This is a genomic window from Mycolicibacterium sp. HS_4_1 (assembly GCF_054515875.1).
The window spans coordinates 609,085-627,759 of record NZ_CM137261.1 but is presented as its reverse complement, the minus strand read 5'-3'; the positions used below and the strand labels follow the sequence as shown (position 1 = coordinate 627,759).

At 63.3% G+C, this 18,675-nt stretch carries 18 protein-coding genes; 7 read left to right on the top strand and 11 right to left on the bottom strand.

Annotation, left to right across the window (positions count from 1 at the left end):
* The first annotated feature begins 147 nt into the window (after positions 1-147).
* The gene (locus ACX12F_RS02885) at positions 148-2,664 is read left to right on the top strand and encodes a cellulase family glycosylhydrolase (protein WP_459368201.1); all 2,517 of its coding nucleotides are present in this window, start codon (positions 148-150) and stop codon (positions 2,662-2,664) included.
* A gap of 40 nt (positions 2,665-2,704) precedes the next feature.
* Here ACX12F_RS02885 and ACX12F_RS02880 read toward each other — a convergent pair whose 3' ends face one another.
* Complete coding sequence (locus ACX12F_RS02880) at positions 2,705-3,274, bottom strand: hypothetical protein (RefSeq protein ID WP_459368200.1); 570 nt, start codon at positions 3,272-3,274, stop codon at positions 2,705-2,707.
* 81 nt (positions 3,275-3,355) lie between these two features.
* Complete coding sequence (locus ACX12F_RS02875) at positions 3,356-3,871, bottom strand: hypothetical protein (RefSeq protein ID WP_459368199.1); 516 nt, start codon at positions 3,869-3,871, stop codon at positions 3,356-3,358.
* A gap of 75 nt (positions 3,872-3,946) precedes the next feature.
* Here ACX12F_RS02875 and ACX12F_RS02870 point away from each other — a divergent pair.
* Positions 3,947-4,844, top strand: a protein-coding gene (locus tag ACX12F_RS02870; RefSeq protein WP_459366735.1) for an IS5 family transposase whose coding sequence is annotated in 2 segments (ribosomal slippage) — positions 3,947-4,293 and positions 4,292-4,844 — 900 coding nt in all. Because the reading frame shifts where the segments join, the coding sequence is not laid out codon by codon here.
* 771 nt (positions 4,845-5,615) lie between these two features.
* Here ACX12F_RS02870 and ACX12F_RS02865 read toward each other — a convergent pair.
* The 3 genes from ACX12F_RS02865 to ACX12F_RS02855 form a co-directional block, all read right to left on the bottom strand.
* Positions 5,616-6,590, bottom strand: coding sequence for a CAP domain-containing protein (locus tag ACX12F_RS02865; RefSeq protein ID WP_459368198.1), 975 nt, complete (start codon positions 6,588-6,590; stop codon positions 5,616-5,618).
* A gap of 347 nt (positions 6,591-6,937) precedes the next feature.
* Positions 6,938-9,733, bottom strand: coding sequence for a helix-turn-helix transcriptional regulator (locus ACX12F_RS02860; RefSeq protein WP_459368197.1), 2,796 nt, complete (start codon positions 9,731-9,733; stop codon positions 6,938-6,940).
* Between the two features lie 204 nt (positions 9,734-9,937).
* Positions 9,938-10,183 (bottom strand): hypothetical protein, encoded by a 246-nt coding sequence (locus ACX12F_RS02855; RefSeq protein ID WP_459368196.1) that lies wholly within the window; start codon positions 10,181-10,183, stop codon positions 9,938-9,940.
* Between the two features lie 172 nt (positions 10,184-10,355).
* Here ACX12F_RS02855 and ACX12F_RS02850 point away from each other — a divergent pair, with 172 nt between their 5' ends.
* On the top strand, positions 10,356-11,036 hold the full coding sequence (locus ACX12F_RS02850) for an MspA family porin (protein WP_459370223.1): 681 nt from the start codon (positions 10,356-10,358) through the stop codon (positions 11,034-11,036).
* 20 nt (positions 11,037-11,056) lie between these two features.
* A complete protein-coding gene (locus tag ACX12F_RS02845; protein ID WP_459368195.1) occupies positions 11,057-11,704 on the top strand; it encodes a pyridoxamine 5'-phosphate oxidase family protein in 648 nt (215 codons plus the stop codon).
* Here ACX12F_RS02845 and ACX12F_RS02840 read toward each other — a convergent pair.
* Together ACX12F_RS02840 and ACX12F_RS02835 are read right to left on the bottom strand one after the other, a co-directional pair.
* Positions 11,662-12,690: a hypothetical protein gene (locus tag ACX12F_RS02840; RefSeq protein WP_459368194.1), complete on the bottom strand. Its 1,029-nt coding sequence runs from the start codon at positions 12,688-12,690 to the stop codon at positions 11,662-11,664. The genes ACX12F_RS02845 and ACX12F_RS02840 overlap by 43 nt on opposite strands.
* 62 nt (positions 12,691-12,752) lie before the next feature.
* Positions 12,753-13,007: a hypothetical protein gene (locus ACX12F_RS02835; RefSeq protein WP_459368193.1), complete on the bottom strand. Its 255-nt coding sequence runs from the start codon at positions 13,005-13,007 to the stop codon at positions 12,753-12,755.
* A gap of 276 nt (positions 13,008-13,283) precedes the next feature.
* Here ACX12F_RS02835 and ACX12F_RS02830 point away from each other — a divergent pair, with 276 nt between their 5' ends.
* From ACX12F_RS02830 to ACX12F_RS02820, 3 genes are read left to right on the top strand one after another with little or no spacing between them, the layout of a single operon-like run.
* A complete protein-coding gene (locus ACX12F_RS02830; protein ID WP_459368192.1) occupies positions 13,284-13,751 on the top strand; it encodes a TIR domain-containing protein in 468 nt (155 codons plus the stop codon).
* Positions 13,748-14,320: a TIR domain-containing protein gene (locus ACX12F_RS02825; RefSeq protein WP_459368191.1), complete on the top strand. Its 573-nt coding sequence runs from the start codon at positions 13,748-13,750 to the stop codon at positions 14,318-14,320. The genes ACX12F_RS02830 and ACX12F_RS02825 overlap by 4 nt, the downstream gene beginning before the upstream one ends.
* A gap of 2 nt (positions 14,321-14,322) precedes the next feature.
* Positions 14,323-14,949 carry a hypothetical protein gene (locus ACX12F_RS02820; protein ID WP_459368190.1) on the top strand — a complete coding sequence of 209 codons (627 nt, stop codon included), beginning with the start codon at positions 14,323-14,325 and terminating at the stop codon, positions 14,947-14,949.
* Here the strand turns inward: ACX12F_RS02820 and ACX12F_RS02815 are convergent.
* The 4 genes from ACX12F_RS02815 to ACX12F_RS02800 form a co-directional block, all read right to left on the bottom strand.
* Positions 14,946-15,386 (bottom strand): HIT family protein, encoded by a 441-nt coding sequence (locus ACX12F_RS02815; RefSeq protein WP_459368189.1) that lies wholly within the window; start codon positions 15,384-15,386, stop codon positions 14,946-14,948. The two genes, ACX12F_RS02820 and ACX12F_RS02815, sit on opposite strands and share 4 nt — an antisense overlap.
* 218 nt (positions 15,387-15,604) lie before the next feature.
* Entirely contained in the window at positions 15,605-16,726 is a 1,122-nt protein-coding gene (locus ACX12F_RS02810; RefSeq protein ID WP_459368188.1) for a PD-(D/E)XK nuclease domain-containing protein, read from the bottom strand.
* On the bottom strand, positions 16,713-17,417 hold the full coding sequence (locus ACX12F_RS02805; RefSeq protein WP_459368187.1) for a metallophosphoesterase: 705 nt from the start codon (positions 17,415-17,417) through the stop codon (positions 16,713-16,715). The genes ACX12F_RS02810 and ACX12F_RS02805 overlap by 14 nt, the downstream gene beginning before the upstream one ends.
* Positions 17,418-17,419: 2 nt before the next feature.
* Positions 17,420-18,163: a nucleotidyltransferase domain-containing protein gene (locus ACX12F_RS02800; RefSeq protein WP_459368186.1), complete on the bottom strand. Its 744-nt coding sequence runs from the start codon at positions 18,161-18,163 to the stop codon at positions 17,420-17,422.
* Between the last annotated feature and the right edge of the window lie 512 nt (positions 18,164-18,675).

Here is an 18,675-nt window from a genome sequence, read left to right as displayed (position 1 = left end):
ACTCCGGTTGACGGGCCCAAATCGTCTGTGCCACCTGACTGTCGTCGCCCCAGGCGCGAACCACTCCCGCCAGTCCGCGCGATCTGGCATTCACACAGCCGCGTCATTTCGGCCGCAACGCACGCGACCGTCCCGTATACAGAAACCATGACGGTAAGCGCCGGTCTGTGCGGCATCGGCGGATTGGCAGGCGCCCTCGGCATCTGGGCAGCGCTGACCAGCGGGACCGCGGTCGCATACGCCGACAACGGTTCCGGCCACGATGCGGCCGGCGGCCCCAAGAGCTCGACTGCCGGTTCCACACCGCACACCGGAAGCGACAGCTCGACCAAGCGCACCGACCCGCCGGCCAAGCCGACCACCAAAACCGAGTCTGACCAGGGCGCGGCAGCGGATCACTCGAACCACCACCCGCCGAATCCCGTTGCCGCGAAACCCAAACCACCCACGACTTCGGCAGTTACCCCAAGCGCACCGAAGACGAGCCACGCCAGACCCGTCGCCGCGCAAACCACTGCCACCAGCACGACCGCTGCCGCCGCGGCAGTCCCCTCGACCGTGACCCCGGCGGCACCGACAGCCGTGCCGGCCCCGCCGAACAATCCGGCCGCGTGGTTCCAGCCGCTGATCTACAACCCGCTGCACACCGGCCTCGAAGGCTGGATCAACAGTCCGCTCGGGCAGGGCGTCGACGGCGTCATCAACCGACTGGCCGGCACGTACGTGATCGGCAACGGCCGCACCGGCACCGCGACCGCGCCCAATGGCACCGCCGGCGGGTGGTTGTTCGGCGACGGCGGAGCCGGCTGGGACAACACGGAGGCGACGGTCTCCGGAGGCAACGGCGGCGCGGCGGGAATGGTCGGCAACGGTGGCCGAGGCGGGGCCGGCGGCGCCGGAGCGTCCGGCGGCACGGGCGGGGCCGGCGGCTTCCTGATGGGTGTCGGCGGTCGAGGTGGCGACGGCGGTGCGCAGGCCGGCGGGACGGGCGGGTCCGGCGGCAAGGGTGGCAACGGTGCCGGTCTGCTGTTCGGTGCCGGTGGTGGCGGTGGCCGAGGCGGTGACGGCGCCGACGGCGGCCGCGGTGGCAACGGCGGTTCCGGCGCCTTCGTTCTGGGCATCGGCGGTACCGGCGGGGACGCCGGGAACAGCGGAGTCGGTGGCGGTTCCACAGGTCTGCCGGCGCTCGGTGGCGCGGGCGGCAATGCGGGACTGCTGGGCAACCACGGCGCGGTCGGCACGTCTGGTACGGGCGCCGCACTCATCCAGACCGGCGCGAACAGCTCCATGCTGTCCGTCACGCCGACCGGCGTGTGGTTGACCAACAGCAACGGGCAGGTCGTGCTGCTGCACGGGTTCAACGAGGTGTACAAGCTGGCGCCGTACGAACCGTCGGCCAGCGGCTTCAGCGAGGACGACGCCGCATTCCTGGCAGCCAACGGCTTCAACGTGGTGCGGCTGGGCGTCATCTGGGCCGGCGTCGAGCCCCAGCCCGGCGTGTACGACGCCGCGTACGTCAAGTCGATCCAGCAGACCGTCCAGATGCTCGCCGCACACGGCATCTACACGATCATCGACATGCACCAGGACCTGTACAGCGCCTCACTCGGCGGCGAGGGTGCCCCGGAGTGGGCCACGCAGACCGGTGGACGGCCCAACCAGGGCTTCGGCTTCCCCGGCAGCTACTACCTGAACCCCGCCGAAACCACGGCGTGGGACAACTTCTGGAACAATTCGAACGCCGCCAACGGCATCGGGCTTCAGGACAACTACGCCAAGGCCTGGGAAACGGTCGCCGGTAACAACAGCGTCATCGGCTACGACATCATGAACGAGCCTTTCCCGGGCACCTCGTGGTTGCCGACGCTGCTCGGCAGCCCGTTCTACGCGGACCAACAGCTGACGCCGATGTACAACCAGGTGGCAGCGGCCATCCGGGCCGTGGATCCCAACACCGCACTGTTCGTCGAACCCGCCAACCCCGCGGTCTCCGAAATACCCGCGATCCTCGGCGCGCCAGTCCAGCTGGGCACCATCAACGACGCGAAAGTGGTTCTGGCATTTCATGATTACTGCGCAGGATCGGCCACCAGCAGCATCTGCGGCTGGCTGGCGAACCAGCAGGCCGGCACCGCAAACGCCTACGGCAAGGCCAACAACATTCCGGTGTTCATGGACGAGTTCGGCGCCTCCAACCTGCCATCGGATTTGAACGCCGAAATGAGCGCTGCCGCAAAGTATCTGATGGGCTGGTCGGAGTGGGCCTACTCCGGCGTCGGTGACATCACCACCAGCGGCAGCACCAACGGTGAGTCCGTGGTCTACGACCCGGCCCTGCCACCGACGGGCAGCAACGTCAACACCACCAGCCTGCAGACCCTGGCCGCACCATACCCACAGGCGGTCTCCGGCACCCCGCTCGGCTTCTCAACTGCCAACGGGGCCTTCACCTTCAGCTACTCGACGGCCAAGGCGGACAATTCGGGCAACTTCGCGGTAGGTGCACAGAGCACCCTTTCGGTACCGGCCGTCGCGTACCCGAACGGGTATACGGTGGCCGTCACCGGCGGCCACGTGGTCTCGGCCGCGAACGCACCGACGCTGGTGATCGCATCGGACACCGGGGCAGGCATCGTTCGAGTAGTTGTGACAGCAACTCCCTAGCAGCCCAAAGCAATTCAACGCGTCTACGGCATGGCTGCGGCTAGTGCGGCTGATCCTGCTGCGGGAGCGGGCCAGGGGCAGCTCCCGGGGTACCCGTCAGAGACACCGCGGCCCAGTTGTTCCCGTTCTCCCAAACGGCGACTTCCATTTGCTGCATAGCGCAATTCGAGATGAGGTCCTTGGTGCCGTGGCTCTCCCAGAATTCCATCGCGGCCTTGTCTTTCGCACTGGCCTGCCGCCCGGATGGCCACGGTTCGGTACTGAGGATATTGCGCGGATCGACTGTGTTGAAGTTATCCATCTCACCGATCGCGGTGGGGTAGTACCCCTGTTGATTCAGTAGATTCTCGGCCGTCGGAGCGAAACCCCCTGGTGCATTCTTCGCACCGTTGTGCGCCACCATCGCTTGCGCCAGGTGCAGAGCCACGTTCGCCAAGGGCGCCGCATTGCCATAGGCGGGACAACCCGACGCCAAGTGCGCATCGTTGATGAGATTCCACAGCTCGGCCGACTCCAACTCCGAAGCCGAGGCGACCCGCATCCCCAGCATCGACGTGGCCGTCAGCGAGGCGAAGGCCATGGTTGCGCCGATGATTACCGTCGATTTCATCACTGCTCCCGTTCGTTGTCGACCGCGTTGCGGCGGTGCGCCGGCCCCGACACTGACCTCCGCGCCGGGCCTGAAATCGGGCTACTGCCCAGGAATTTGATATGCGCATCTGCCTGACGAGTGTTCGGTCAGTGGGACGGCCCGGCCGTCCACCAGGATCGCGCAGTCGTGAGTCCCGTGGTGATCGGTGTAGTTCAACGCCAGGTATTTGCTTCCCGTCACCTGCACGGTCTGAGACCAGGGTGTCGACACCCACGAGGTGGAGTTCGCCGGATAGACCGGGGTGCCGGGGTCAGGAATGACGGAGAAAACATCACCACCACCGAGTACCTGGAATGTGACGGTGTGTTCACCAGGCGATCCAGAAGTGTTCTGCGGCTTCAGGCCACCCGTGGCGCCCACCCCCGCATTGGCATTCTCCTGCCAGGTTTCCGTACGTCTGGCAGGGCTGACGCACACCGCGTCACCGTCGTACCCTTCACGCCAGACCAATCCGGAGACACACGTCTTTGGCCCGTAGGCTCCTCCACCGGGTACATAGCCTTGACCGCTCGCCGCGGCCGCGTTCTCAGACTGAACTTCCTGCGCGATATTCACTGGTACACAAACGCTGTCGCTGGGCCTAGGGCGTGTCTGACAAAAGTTTCAGGTGTGGTGCCTGAGACTTGAGGAATGTCGCGGTTCCAATTGCTCTCCGATGCCCAGTGGTCGTTGATCGAGGATCTGCTTCCGGTTCGAACGGGTAAGCGGGGCAGACCTTTCCAGGATGCTCGGTCGATGGTTGAGGGCATCATCTACCGGTACCGGTGTGGCATTGCCTGGCGTGACGTGCCGCAGGTGTTCGGTCCGTGGCAGTCGATCTGGACGTGGCACCGGCGGATGAGCGCCGACGGTACCTGGGATGCGGTGTTGGCCCGGTTGCTGGCGGCCGCTGATGAGGCCGGGATGATCGATTGGGCGGTGGCGGTCGATTCCACGATCGCTCGCGCGCATCAGCACGCCACGAACCTCACCCGTGACACAGGGGGCTGGGTCGAATTACACGAATCTGGCGATCGAGCCGCCTGACCACGGTATTGGCCGCTCCCGCGGTGGGTTAACCAGCAAGATTCACCATCTGGTCGACGGTCGCGGGCGGCCGTTGGTGGTGCTCGTGGGCGCCGGTCAATCCCACGATGGCCCGGTGTTCGAGCATTTGCTCGCCCATCTGCGAGTCGACCGCCCCGGCGGCGGACGGCCCCGCACCCGCCCCGATCGCGTCCGCGCAGACAAGGCCTATTCGAGTCGAGCCACCCGGACCTTGCTGCGGCGACGCCGGATCGGCGCGGTGATCCCGGAACCTTCCGATCAGGTCGCCAACCGGAAACGACGGGGCTGCCGTGGCGGCCGGCCCCCGGCCTTCGACGCCCAAGATTACAAGGGCCGCAACGTCGTTGAACGCAACTTCAATGACGTCAAGCAATGGCGCGGACTGGCCACCCGCTACGACAAGCTCGCCATCGTCTACCGCGCCGCAGCAGTCCTGAGAGCGGTCACCCTGTGGCTACCCCATTTGTCAGACACGCCCTAGTCAGGCGTGGCACTTGCCCGGGGATATCGCCGGGAATGCAACCTCCGTCAGCGGACGCCGTCGGCGGCGCCGCTACTGCGCCCAGCACGCTGACCGCGGCCGCACACGCCAGCCCCAACGCCGCCCAGCGGCACGCGAGAACGCGAATGACCATGAAAGCGGACTCCTTTCGATATCCCGACAGCGGGTCACCAGAACCGGTCATGTCAGGAAGCCTGTTTGCATTTGCGGATAGCAATTTGAGCGCTAGTCCTTATCCGACATGAGCATCCGCTCTCGAGCGGGTTCATCCGAGGTCGCCGGGCGGTGGAGGTAACGGCCCGCAATACCCGGCATGCTGCTGAGTACCGAGCACCGTTCCGCACCGATATGAATTCCACTCGAGATTCTCGCGCCGGGTATCCGGCGTGACACACGTTGCATCACCGTCGAATGCCTGCCGCCAGACCAACCCTTGCCGGCAGCTCTGCGGACCGTACGCACCCTGGGGATCGACTTCGCCTGCGGCGCGGGCATTTTCCGCGGCCGTACGGGTCCGATCTTCGGTCCGGACGCAGACCGCGTCACCGACGCGCGCCTCCCGCCAGACCAGACCCGGCGAACAGGTATTCGGCCCGTAGGGTAGGGGTGGATTCGCCCAGGCCGGTTCTGCGCCCACGACCGCCACCGACACGGCTAGTGTCGCAATGGACAGCACTGTTGTGCGAGAAGCGCTGGCGCACTTGATCATATTCGCGTCACTTCCTATCCGGTGCGATGGCCCACGGTTGATCAATGCGCGCCCATGTCAACAGTCCAGTAGTGACCCCACGGACCGCCGGTGAACTCGGCGGCACCGGCGTCGGTCAGGCCACAGTTGAGGATGAGGTTGCGATGGCCCCAATTGTTCTTACCGCCGTCGTCCTGCATCCAGAACTGCAGGGCGCCCGCCTCCGAGGAAAACCCATCGGCGACGATCTCTCCCGTGGACCCATAACCGGCTTGCGTGATGGGGCCGCCCTGATCCGTTTCCAGCCCGCCGCTCGCGGTCTTGTGCATATTCGGGTAATTGTTGACCGTTACCTTGTCCATGGTGGCGATGTAGCCGTTGTGCGTGGATGCGGTGTTGTCCAGTGCTCCGGAATCGGCGAACCTTGACGAGCAGGCCTTGGTAGCCGCCCCTGAGGTATCCCATGGCTGACCGGTATTGGGATCCTTCGTGTGCGGTGGGTACTTCTCCGGATGCAGCCGGGCATCATTGACGGCCGCCAGCAGGGCAGCATCGGCGCCTCCGCTACCAGGGGCCGCCACAACACCACCCGGGTTGAACCCGGGCTGTGGTTTGAGCCCGCCGGTGTTGCCGACCCCGGCGTTGGCGTTTTCCTGCCACGTCACGGTGCGCCGCTCCACGCTGACGCAGACCCCGTCACCATCGAACGCCTCCCGCCAAACCAGGCCCGACACACAGGTCTTGGGCCCATACGCGCCACCGCCGGGCACATAGCCCTGCCCACTCGCCGCAGCTTGATTCTCCTTCTGCACGGTGCTCGCAACATCTTTGGTCGCGCAGACGTTGTCGCCGGCCCGGGCGTTGCGCGGGACCAGCCCCGTTTGGTTGTTGGGAATGCAGCCCCCATCGGCTGTAGCCATCGGGGTCAGACCAACCCCGTTGAGAGCTGCGATCGTCGCGGCACACAGCCCCACCACCGCGAAAATGCGCCCCGCACCGTGCGCACACCCCATCGCTCCGAAGTCACTGCTAGACATGAGAATTGGATGTTCCTCTCCGCATTCCCGACAACTCGACGCTAGATCTCGTCACAGCAGACAGGAAATAAGGAGTTTCCCTACAATTTGGCAATGTAGTTCGGGGACCGAGGCGTCAGAAGGGCCGAACACTCTCCTTGGTCGCACATGGTCCGCGGTGTCGTGGGGACGACCGCCACAGTGCGCAGGTCAGACGCTCGACGATGGCTGGATGGTCGATCACGTCGGCCAACTCCCGTCGGGTGCGATCGGGCCACAATGTGGTCCCGAGTTCGACGAAAGTCGACTACGCATCCTTGAGCGCCTCCGCGGCCGCGCATTGGGGGTTTTACTACAGTTTCGCGGGCTCACACCTCGGGCTGGCTATTGGTCGGGGCGGAGTCAATTCGTTTGCCGTCGTTCATCACCTGGTAAAGCTCGACGCGGGAATGGACGCCCAATTTGCGGTACACCCGGGACAGGTTCACCTCGACGGTCTTGCGGGTGATGAACAACGTGGACGCGATTGCGTGGTTGGTCGCTCCAGCCACCGCCAAATCGGCTACCCGCTGTTCGGTCGGGGTGAGCCCCGGCACCCGCGGGCGCCCGGCACGCCGTGCCAACTCGATCCGAGTCTGGTCCGCCCACAGTCGGGCACCCAGCCGCTCGAAGATTTCCAGAGCCTCAGCCAACGTCGCCTGCGCCGAGGACGTCCGGCGAAGACGCCGCTGTAGTCGCCCGATCAGCAGCAAGGTGCGGGCCCGCTCGAATGGCATATCGACCCGCTCGTTGTATTCGAGAGAGGCTTGCGCACGATCTGCCGCGGCCGCGAGATCGCCGCGGGCGGCCAGAAGCATTGCTCGACAGCGACAAGCCGCTGCCAACATCCATGCCCGATCGAGTCGCTGTCCGTTTCGTTCCAGCGCCTCGATCAACGGCTCGGCCTGATCGACGCTGCCGAGTCCGATCATCGCCTCGGCTGTATCGGGAATGAATGTGCCGCCGAGCATTTCGGTGTAGTCGGGCATGAATTGCAGCATCGGCATCAAGGGTTCGGCGGCCGTCACCGCATTCGCGTGATTGCCGAGTGACAGTTCCAGAAAACACAGCATTGCGATCACCCATTGAGATATTCGCAGGTGGCCGGTCCGCACTGCGGCATCGAGTGCTGCGGCCAGATCCCGCCGGGCGTCATCGACTCTGCCGAGATACACCGCCACGGTCGCCTGCACCGTCAGTGCCACGGACATCGGTGCATCCCCACCCAATTGGCGGGCCCGTGCGAGCGCGTCATCAGCGGTCGCGACCGCGCTGCCGAAATCACCACGCCACACGTCGAACAGAACCAATTGGAAAGCGATGAACATCATTTCGCCTTCTTCGCCCAGAGCAATGCAGCGTCGACCGACCGCCGCCAGCTCCTCCCGAGCGGCGGCGAACTTGCCAGTCCAGCCCAGCAACAGCAGCCGCTGCACATTCGGCCGAAATGCCACGGGGACACGTGCGTGCGGGTTGCCCAGTTCGACCGCTCGACGGACGTCATCCACGGCGACGCCGCCCCCACTCATGAAAGTCAGCATCGCCCGCATGCCGAGCGCCCGGCCGAGCGGCTCCGAAAGCTCGAGGCGTTCAGCAATACTGACCGCTTCGTCGCCCAGGACGAGCGCCTCATCGATACCGCCCATGTTCAGGCTCGCAAAGGCCAAGCCACTGACGATGTCCACCCGCAGCGCGGAATCACCGACGCAGTCAGCCAACGCACGCCTGCCCATCTCAGCCGCGTCGGCGAAGCTGTCGTCATAGAGCCGCACCAACGCCAACGTCTGCAGGGCTTCAGCGCGTAGCAGACCAGGCGGTAGCTGCGCTATCGCCGTCTCCAGCGTTTCACGTGCCAGGACAGGATCGCCCGCATCAAAGAGACACTCCGCCAAGTTAATTCGTCTTCGATCCGACGCACCACCAAGGTTGATCGCCATAGTCAGCAGTTCGGCTGCCGCCGCGGGCGCACCGCGGCCCCGCGCCGTCCGGGCAGCGGAGTCAAGCGCCTGCAGAGTCGCAGGCGTACCGGCCGGATCACTGAGCGCCAGATGTCGAGCACGCAGTTCTGGCTCCCCGACGATCCCGGACAGCCTGCGGTGCATAGCCCGCCGGCGCGGTGCAGGCGCATCGGCATGCACCGCATGGGCGAGCAGTGGATGGGTGAAACAGACACGGTTCCCATCGAATGTGACGATGGACTGGGCCTCGCACTCAGCCAGAAGCACCGCCAGTTCTTCTGGTGTGACACCGACCGCCCGAGCCACATCGCCGACCGTGGGGGTGGCGAGGGTGGCGAGGGCCAGCAGCGCCTCGCGCGCCCGTTCGCCGACGTTGTTGACCCGAAGCCGCGCGAGCGTGCCCAGACTGTCAGGCAACGTCACTTCCGCGGCAGCGCCCTGCCGATCGATCTCACGCGCCAATTCGATTGCATAGAAAGGGTTTCCGCCCGAAATCTCATGTATCCGGCGCATCACCGGACGCCCGACACGCAGCCCCAGCCGGGCGACAAGTATCTCGTGCAGTTCCGTTAATGTCAGGGGCGACAACCGTATGCGCTGAACGGCATCGGGATTTTGTAGCGCAAACCGATCTGTCGCCGGCACGTCAAGTCCGGTTCGAGCGGTGCACAACAATGAGATTCGTGCGGTCAGTCGGCGCTCAACGAATGCCACGACGGCCGCACTCGAGGCATCAAGCCACTGCACATCGTCGATCGCCAGCAGTACCGGTGTGTCCGCGGCGATCAAGTCGAGCACCGCGAGAAAGGCCGCGCCGACCGCGCGTTGATCGACGGCCGAAGTATCGGCGGTGTGCTCGATCAGCAGTGCGGACGCCAATCCGTGGCGCTGGGGTGCCGGTAGGTTCGCCCACAGATCCGGATCGACGTCGCACATCAGATCAGCCAACGTCGCGTACGCGAGCACCGACTCCGCCTCGCTGGTTCGCGCCGTCAGCACACGGATACCCCGGCTGCGCGCACGGTGGACAGCGGCCAGCCACAACGTCGTCTTACCGATACCGGCGTCACCCTCGATGACCAAGGCCGTGGGTTTGCCATCGATATCGTCGAGCAGATCGCCGATGCGCCGACTCTCCGCCCCCCGGCCGGTCAGCTCGTTCACCATTGGACGATTCGGCGGGCGGCCGTCTTGGATAGCCGTAGCAGGGAGCTCACGATCGATGGCCTCCTTCGCTCAACTTGATGCTGAAGTGGCTCCGACTCAAGCTTCGAGGCAAAGTTGCGCAGGGAACGAAACTGTCAATTGTCCGCGAATTCCACGACAGATTTTACCGGTCGTCAGCTGTCGCCGCCGAACTAGGCGCTCGCGTCAGCGGCAGCGAACGTTCAGGTTCTGACAGATCATGCCGACGCCGCCCCATCGGGACACGGTCGCGCCGCCCTCATCGCGCGGGTCCACCGACAGCGCTGGAGTCGACGTCACCAGCTGATCGATGATCGACGGCACGATGGGCAGAGTCGGGTCGGGCTGCGCGTGGGCCAAGCCGCCCGTGGTCGTCACGCCGAGAACGCCGAACGCACAGGCCGCCAAGCGGGGCACCCACATGCGCGTCATGGTTCTTCCTCGGGCCGAACTGATTGATGTCATCCCACGATATGCCGCTTACCCTTGCGCGTCGATGTCGCATCTCGATCACAAATGCGGAACAACTTGAATTTTGGTGGAACGTGTTGGCCCGCAAGTGAATCGTCGGCCGCTTACCGTTTCGGCCGTGAAGCCGATTCGCGTGCTTTTTCGCCGCGCCGCGGCTATCGCTGTGTGCGTCGTCATCACCGCACCGTTGACACCGCCCGCGGATGCCGATCCGGCAGCCGTGACTGACGTCGCGCCAACGCCTGACGGCAAGGTTGCGCCCGGCACTCCCGTCTCCGTCAACACGCCCGACGGTTGGACCCTCACGCTCGGCGCCCGCGACGAGTCGCAGGTGCCGGTGGCGCCGTTGACGACCGCGGTGTCGTCGCGCGAATACCTCGCCAGCGGCATATTCATCGCCTCGCTGGTCGGACCAGACGAACCGCGGGGGCTGCTCGAAGTCGGTTACGAGGTCGGGTGCGGCATCGATATGAGCACGTCGAACGGTGTGACGTTGGCCGGTAGCACCGGCGTGACGCCGTCGGTCGGGGTCTCCGGGCCGTTGGGCGCGCTGCCGACGGGAATCGTGCCCGTGCTCTCCACGCCGGTGAACGGCGTGATCACTGTCGGGCTCAAACCGGGCTTCGTGCTCGTGGTGCCGGTCAACAAGAAGGAATTCAAGAGCGCCAACCCCTGGGTGATGATCAGCAACTTCCACATCAAGATCGATGGCTGCGTGGGTCAGTCCTTCATCCGCTCATACGCGACGCTGACGCGGCAGACCGATCAATCGGACGTCGTGCTGTCCTACGTGGGGACCACGACCACCGTTTAGCCGGGCGTAGCGTGACGATTGTGTCCACCGAGCCGAACAACCACTACCACCACCTGGCATTCGGCCCCGATGCCCTGGATCGCCAGCAGCGCAACGGCAGCTATCAAGCGTATGGACGGCACACCGAGCGCGCGGACGACGGCCCGCAGCACCTCGATGACCGCGAGCTGCTGATGATCCGGCGGGCGGATCAGTTCTGCCTGGCCACCGTCACCCCCAACGGTTGGCCATACCTCCAATACCGCAGTGGCCCAGCCGGATTCGTCCGGTACCTGCCCGAAATCGACCGGCTACGGTTCATCGATCTACCGGGCAACAACCAGTTCGTCACCCTGGGCAATCTGGCTGCCGACGACCGGCTGGCGATGTTCTTCGTCGACTACCCGCGGCGCACCCGGCTCAAGGTCTTCGGCCGTGGTGCGGTCATCGAGGACGGGCCGCAGCGCGAGATCGAGATCGCGGTCGAGGCGTTCGACTGGAACTGCTCGCGCTCCATCATTCCCCGCTTCGATCGTGAGTACCTGCGCGAGCTGGGCGAGGCATACCAAGCCAAGTTCGACAGTCGAGAGGCCGAGCTGCAGGCCGAGATCGACACGCTCAAGGCGCGGGTGGCAGAGCTGGAGACTCAACCTCCCGCGAGGGCCTCCCGGAATTCCTCCGAGACGTAGAACGGAATGAGCCGGCGCCGCAGTACCGACTCGAGGTAGCCCCGTTCATCGAGCAAGGCAATCACCGGAGGGCCGAAGCGTAGGGCTTCCTCGATCATGTCCTCACGCCCCACGCCGAGGTCGAGCAGCAGATCGTAAAGGCTGACATCGCCGTACTTTTCGAAGACGTGGTCGATGCCCTCATCGAGGAGCGTGCGGAAGTAATCGGTGTCTCGAAAGGTGCGCCAGAACTCGTAGATCGGCACGACCGCGTCCTCGACGTCGTCGGCCGAAATCACCGAAATGGCAGACGCCAGCGGGCTGTTGAGGTTGCTGCGCCACAGGTCGTTGAGCGCCTCGGCGAGTACATCTTCGTCGGCATGCGTGTGGGCGAGCAGAAAGCGGGCGCCGCGACGCGCCAGATCCTCGGCGCGCACCTCCAACCGTTCGACCGGGCCCTGCGGCATCCGGGCGCCGACTGCGCCGAACACGCGGCCCAGCCGGCCACGAGCCAGCGACCTGCCACCCTGCGTGACGGATTCGGCGAGCGAGTGCTGCACCAGCGTCACACAGAATTCGGTGAACGCCTCGCTGCTCAGGATCCGCTCCAGCACTCGCTGCGTGACGCCCATCTCGATCACCATCGCGCTGAGCTCACTGAACCGCCGCCCGTCGATGACGTCGCCGAAACGGGTGTCCGAGGAAGCGGTGAGCTGAAACAGCCGCGTGGCAATCTCGCTGACCAGTTCCGCGATGCCGCCTTCCACCGGCACCTGCACGGCGTACTTCGCGGCGACGTTCTTGATCATCGTGGGCGTCACGGCGTCGGACAGCGTGATCTCCGACGCTTCCAGGAGGGCGTGCTCGATCTCGTCGAGCACCAGGCTGTGGTAGTTCTCGCCGCGCAACTGCTGCATGGCGAACGCCACCTGCGCATCGAGAAGACGGGCGGCGACCGGTTCGAGCTGCGACTCGAGGTCGTCGGCCGGCTCCGGGAAATTGGTCATTGCCAGCACCCTACCCAGGTGCACTCATCGGCTGCGGGTTGCAAGTTCGGGCTCTTCGGCACTCAGCGGCGCACCGTCGGACTGTGCCCCACACCGGACTGCGGCACCGATGTGGGCGGACCGTTCTGCCGCATACTCAGGCAAGCGCCCAAGCTGCCACCGACACATGGCACACCGTTGATGGTCGGCACCGGGCCACCTGATCGGTTCCCGGTGGGATCGAAAGCCGCGGCGTCAGCGGCCGCTCCCGGCGAAAGGCCGATGGCCAGCGCCCCGCATGCCGCCAGGTAGGTGCCTATTCGAAGGAGATTGGCCATCATCGCCACGCTTTCACCCGCTCAATGGCCAACATAGCCCTGACTGTCGTTGCGACCAACGCGGCCATTTGCGGCGGGCTCTCTATGCGCTCGGTGCCACTAGTCAGAATTCATACTCCGCGTCGTTCGGTGCCGGCGGGTGTATCTATGCGGTCATCGTCTCCCTGACACCCACAGTTTGGAGAAGCGAATGAGTGGAGGGACAAAGGTGTCGGACCCGGTCGCTATGGTCAGTCCCGCAGCGATGTGCTGCACGTATCGAGCTGGAGGCCACCGATGGCAAAGACCGTGTTCTACAGTTTCTACTACGAGCGTGATGTTCACCGCGTCCAGCTTGTCCGCAACATCGACGCCCTCGAAGGGCAACCGCTCCTCAACTCGCAAGACTGGGAGAAGGTGCGGGGTCGCGGCCAGCAGGCCATACAGAGCTGGATCGATGAGCAGATGCGGTACAAGCGGGCGGTCGTCGTATTGATCGGGCAGCAAACGGCCAGCCGGCCATGGGTCAGGTACGAGATTCAGAAGGCCTGGAACGAACGCAAACCGCTGCTGGGTGTACGAATCCATGGCTTGTCATCGATGGGCAGCGTGGACCGAGCAGGCCCCGATCCGTTCGTAGTCGCTGGCCTGGGTTCGGCAGGCATTCCGATATTCGATCCGACCCGTACCGACTCGCAAAGTACGTACGCGGCACTGCGCCAGAATCTCGCTTTGTGGTCTGACCGGGGAGTTAAACGGCTGTGAGTCTCTACACGGAAGAATTTTTCCGCAACAGGGTCAGCGGCTTCACCGCGAGCGCAGCCGAAACCTCCCTGCGGACCGCGGCGAAGTCGGCGACAGGAGAGTTCGATATATTCCTGAGTCACAGCGTCCGCGATGCGCGCGTAATACTTGGCGTCCGAGACTGGCTCATTTCACAAGATCTGCGCGTATATGTCGACTGGATCGACGACCCTGAGCTGGACCGCTCGGCGGTGTCCCGTGCGACGGCGGCACGCCTACGCGAGCGGATGGTGAACTCGCGTAGTTTGATCTACGCGTCGTCACGTTCTGCGCAGAAATCACGTTGGATGCCTTGGGAGCTTGGGTATTTCGACGGCGTGAAGGGTAGTCAGCAAGTCTCGATCATGCGCCTCGACAGCTCCAGGAGCGACAAGTTCGTCGGTGAGGAGTACCTCGACCTGTACAAACAACTCGAGGCGGTCCGCGCGAACGGCAAATTACAGCCATATGCTGTACTGCCTTCGCGTAGGCAAGCCGAGTCGTTACGCTCTTTCAGCAAAGCTGCAGGTCGCTACGAAGACTTGGTATAGCCATGACTGACGAAAGCCGCATCGAACCCGACGACCTAGACCAGGCCGACCATCACAAACACATGGACTTCGTCCAGGCCATTATCACCAGGCTAGCGAACAACTCATTTCTCCTGAAGGGTTGGGCGCTGACGTTAGCCTCCGCGGTATTAGGTTTCGCGATTACACAGAAGCACGCTGGTCTCGCACTCGCGGCGCTCGTACCGGTGGCGGCATTCTGGCTACTCGATACCTACTACCTCCGCCAAGAGCGCGCCTTCCGCGACATGTACGTCGATATCGCCGCAAAACGCGTGCGCGAATTCAGAATTGAGCCGCAGCCCTATGCAGAAAAGCAGAGTTGGCGGAAGGCGGTGTTCTCCGTAAGTCTCGGCATCTACTACGGCGCGATAACCGTACTTACCATCGTCGTAGCGGCCATTCTGGCCGTCGTTACCGCAATGCCGGACCAGCACAATCAGCAAGCCCCTACTAAGCCGCCGCCTACCAACACAACCGCTGGGTCGCCGTCACCGATCCCGTCGTCCAGGACGGCTACCCCAAGTCCTGTCGAATCGCCTCCGCATTCTGCCGAACCGCCTACGGCGCCCGAGCCGAAAATCCATGAGTCGCCGGCGGCAATTCGTTAGTGGCGGTCCATCGCCACACGGATACCTTCCGCTGCTGAATTTAACTGTGCGACCGACCATTCCGCGTCTTCGGGCCATAGATCAGGCATCCGATCGCCGTCTTTCCGCGGAACCACGTGAACATGCAGGTGGAAGACCGACTGACCTGCGGCCACTCCGTTGGACTGAATAATGTTCATACCCTCAGCGTTCGTCGCTTCTGCAACGGCAACGGCAACTCTACGGGTGGCATCCGCCAGATCATGCGCCTCGCGTTCGCTAACCACCCAGATATTTGGCAGGTGAGACGTTGGAACAATAAGCGTATGACCCAGAACGGCAGGAACATCCGGAAGGAAGGCTACAACTTCGCTCGTGCGCAGCACCTCGCGAGCTGGCGCCTGCCCGGCAACGATCGCACAGAAGGGACACTCGTTCGGATACTTGTTAGTATCCATCGCCACCTCGCGAGATCGCCACGCTGTCACCAGCTACTTCTATATCCATATGCAAGGGTACCGAGTCGCTGTCGACCGACTCACTTACCCTGAACACGGCAATGCCCTGAAGTGTTCCGGCCTGAATCACGATCGCCGCGCAAGTTTCGAACAACGCGGTGGATAGTTCGTATGAGCGCGAGATCCAGCCATACACCGACAGCTTTTCGTCACGGCTACTATCGATCGACAACAACAATCGTGACAGTCATTCCAGGCTGCGAGACATCGATTCTCAGATCATTCTCAAGCCCCCGCGGATTCTCGACCCATCCGTCCGGGTCGAAAACAATACAGATCAGGTGGCCGATGTTCCCGATGCCCTTGTAGCGGTCGCGGTCGACAATTAATTGCTCGCCAACTTCTTTGTGCGTCAGCGATTTGGAAGCGTGCTTCAACTCGATCCCGATGGCATACGCGGGCAGAAGATAGTCAATACGGCTGTTCGAGCCCGCATACGAAGGTATGTACTCTTCGTCTCTGACGTCGTCGAAGAACAGCTTCAGAAGCGCCTTGAAGAGATATTGATCGTCCCATTCGTTGGAGAACTCAATCGTCGGCTTGCCCCGGGGATGTTTGCGCAGGCTTCGCTGCACAAGGACAAATTGTTCAGCGATGGCCTCGATCACCTTCGCGGCATCCAGTCGTGTACCGGCGAAGCCGACGATACCCGGCGACGACGCCGTCTTGACGGTTCCATTGATCAGTTTTAGAAAAAGCTCGCCGATGATCTTCGCTTTGCTCGCACACGACCTCGATGCAGCGGACCAGTCGCCGGCAGTGAATCGGTCGGCCTCATCCTTACCTTTGAGCGCGGAACGAGTGTCGAGATCGTTCAGAAGTGCCATGCTGAGGAGTCGGCCGTGCGGAGCATAGTTATCGCCGAAGTGCTCGACGAAAAGATCGTCGATATCTATTCGCCGTGTAGGAAGCGCGATGCTCCCCGGCTGTGCCGTCAGATAGCGAAGCCGAGCCACCAGAGCATCGAACCCGTACTCCGGCCGATTCATGTTCCAATGGACGACCAGCGCCTCTTGATAGGACCCGAGCCTGGCGAAGAAGCGGCGTAGAAGGTCAAGTTCGAGATCAGCCGGAGCTACGCCCTTCGGTGCATCGGTACGACTGAACGCAGACACGTCACCGCTGCCAAGGTCGTAGATTGCGATGCTCGCAACGCCTGGCGGGTAATCCTTCGCAGTAATGATGGATTCGCACGCATAGTGGACAGCAACGATGGCTTCGTTCGCTTCGACAGCGCGCGAAAGCTGCTCGAGAGAGTGTTGCGGCCTAGTCAATCCCATCTCCGACGTCAGTACTGGACTCAAACTGCAAGATTTGCCCGCTGGCGATATCGAATGCGGTCAGCGGCCGCCCGCGGACGGTTCCACACCCGGTGTCCAGGCATACCAGATGCGGCGAAACGAAAGGCACATTAGTCGCTTGAACAAAATGGCCGAAGAATGTGCGCCGCCGCGGCCACGGACCACTGTGGCCGAAGATCCTTGAATTACCGCGCCCCGCCACCGCGGCATCTGTCCGAAGCGTGACGTCGAGAGGGTCGAATCCGGTGTGAGAGAAGAGGTAGTCATGGGTCTCAAGAAACGAAGGCAGCGACTCCAGCAGCTTTCTGTGACGAACGTCAAATCGTTCGCGAAATGCCCGCGCGGGATCATCCGTGATGTCGTCCATTAGGTAGGACTTAATGGTGGCAAGGCCCCCATGAGCAGCGAATTCTTCTAGTGGTCCGCCATCAAGGAACTTCAAAAGTTCATGCTCGTGGTTGCCACGAAGGAACACAAAGCGCCCGTCATCATATTCAGGTGCATTAGCCAGGACGTCCAGTACCAGTCGGCTGTGCGGACCCCGATTCACGTAGTCACCGAGAAGCACCAGCGGCTGTCTTCGCTCCCGGGCTAGCGCGAGCAATGCCTCCAGTGGCGCCACCTCACCATGGACGTCGCCTGCCACAATCGCAGTTGCAAAGCGGTCCATGCTTAGGATGGCGGGAGCGTCAAGAGGGAGTAGTCGATCTGGGCATTGCCGGCGATTGCATGCTCCAACTGCTTGGACACAAGCGGATAGCGACCAATGGACCATACAGTGATCGCTTCAAGAGTTTTGGGCACGCCGGTTGGTAGCGGTACGTCCAGCAAATGCACACCGCTGCCAAGAAGTGCCTCGAAATCTTCAACGATTGAACTCCGAAGCTGAGCTGCGACGGCCGGAACACCGGCCACACGTGCCGCGGCCTCCACATCGAAGATCGGGTTGCCAAGCTCCGCTGTACGCACGTACAACGCAGAGCGAACAGTGAATCGTGCCAGGTTGTCTAGCAGCGGGCGGTATTGTGCCGCATCAGATTTCGACATGGCTTCAAGAAGGACCCGTAATTCTGTCTTCAAGCGGAGATACGTCGCCGGCTCTCGATACGCACCCAACGCGGCAGACACCAAGTTATAAGGGTCAGACAGCACGATACCCTCGTCGATCAGGTGCCGCACGAAGAGGCTGCCGCGCTCGGCCATGCAGGTTAGATGGGCCGCCGTGTAGACCGTCACGTTCATCGAGCCGATGGCGTACGAACGCGGATTGTCCTCGACAAGCTGGAGGACGTCGATGTCGCTGTCATCTCGGGACGTACCCCGCGCCCGGCTCCCATATAAGACGAGGCCGCGGTTGTCGTCACCAAATTCGCCCAGCAGTCGCCTCACTAGGTGTGTCGCATGTGCTGCGGTCACGTGAGGCCCCCTTCGTCTGTTTCAAACCAAATGTAGACGACGCATCCGACAGTGCAGCGCTACGACGCTCTGCCCAAAAGTCGGCGTCGGCAAAGCAGGGATCCGTGCCCCGCTACCTAGTCACGCGGGCCGGCCGAACGAGATCAGACGATGAGCCGACCTCGGTTCCCACAAACCGCAACCCCCACCTCGGGACCTGCGACTTAAACATCACGCAGCATCCACTGCACCTCCGTAGGGTTCAACAATGCCCCAGCTTGCACGCGGCGAGTACGCCACCGGAGTTGGGATTGGTAGCGCCGTAGTGATGGTCCACCTTGTCCCGTACGGGCGTACACGATGCGGGAGGACGCGATCATGTGGTGGACGATTCCGGCGGCGGTGGTCATCGCGTTCGACGCGGCGATCATTTTACTCTTAGCAACCGCCAAGCGACGGGGGCTTCGGCGCCTTCGAACTACCCGCGGCGGGAGCTTCGGGTCTGTTGCCGATGCCGGCGCTGCCGGCTGGGC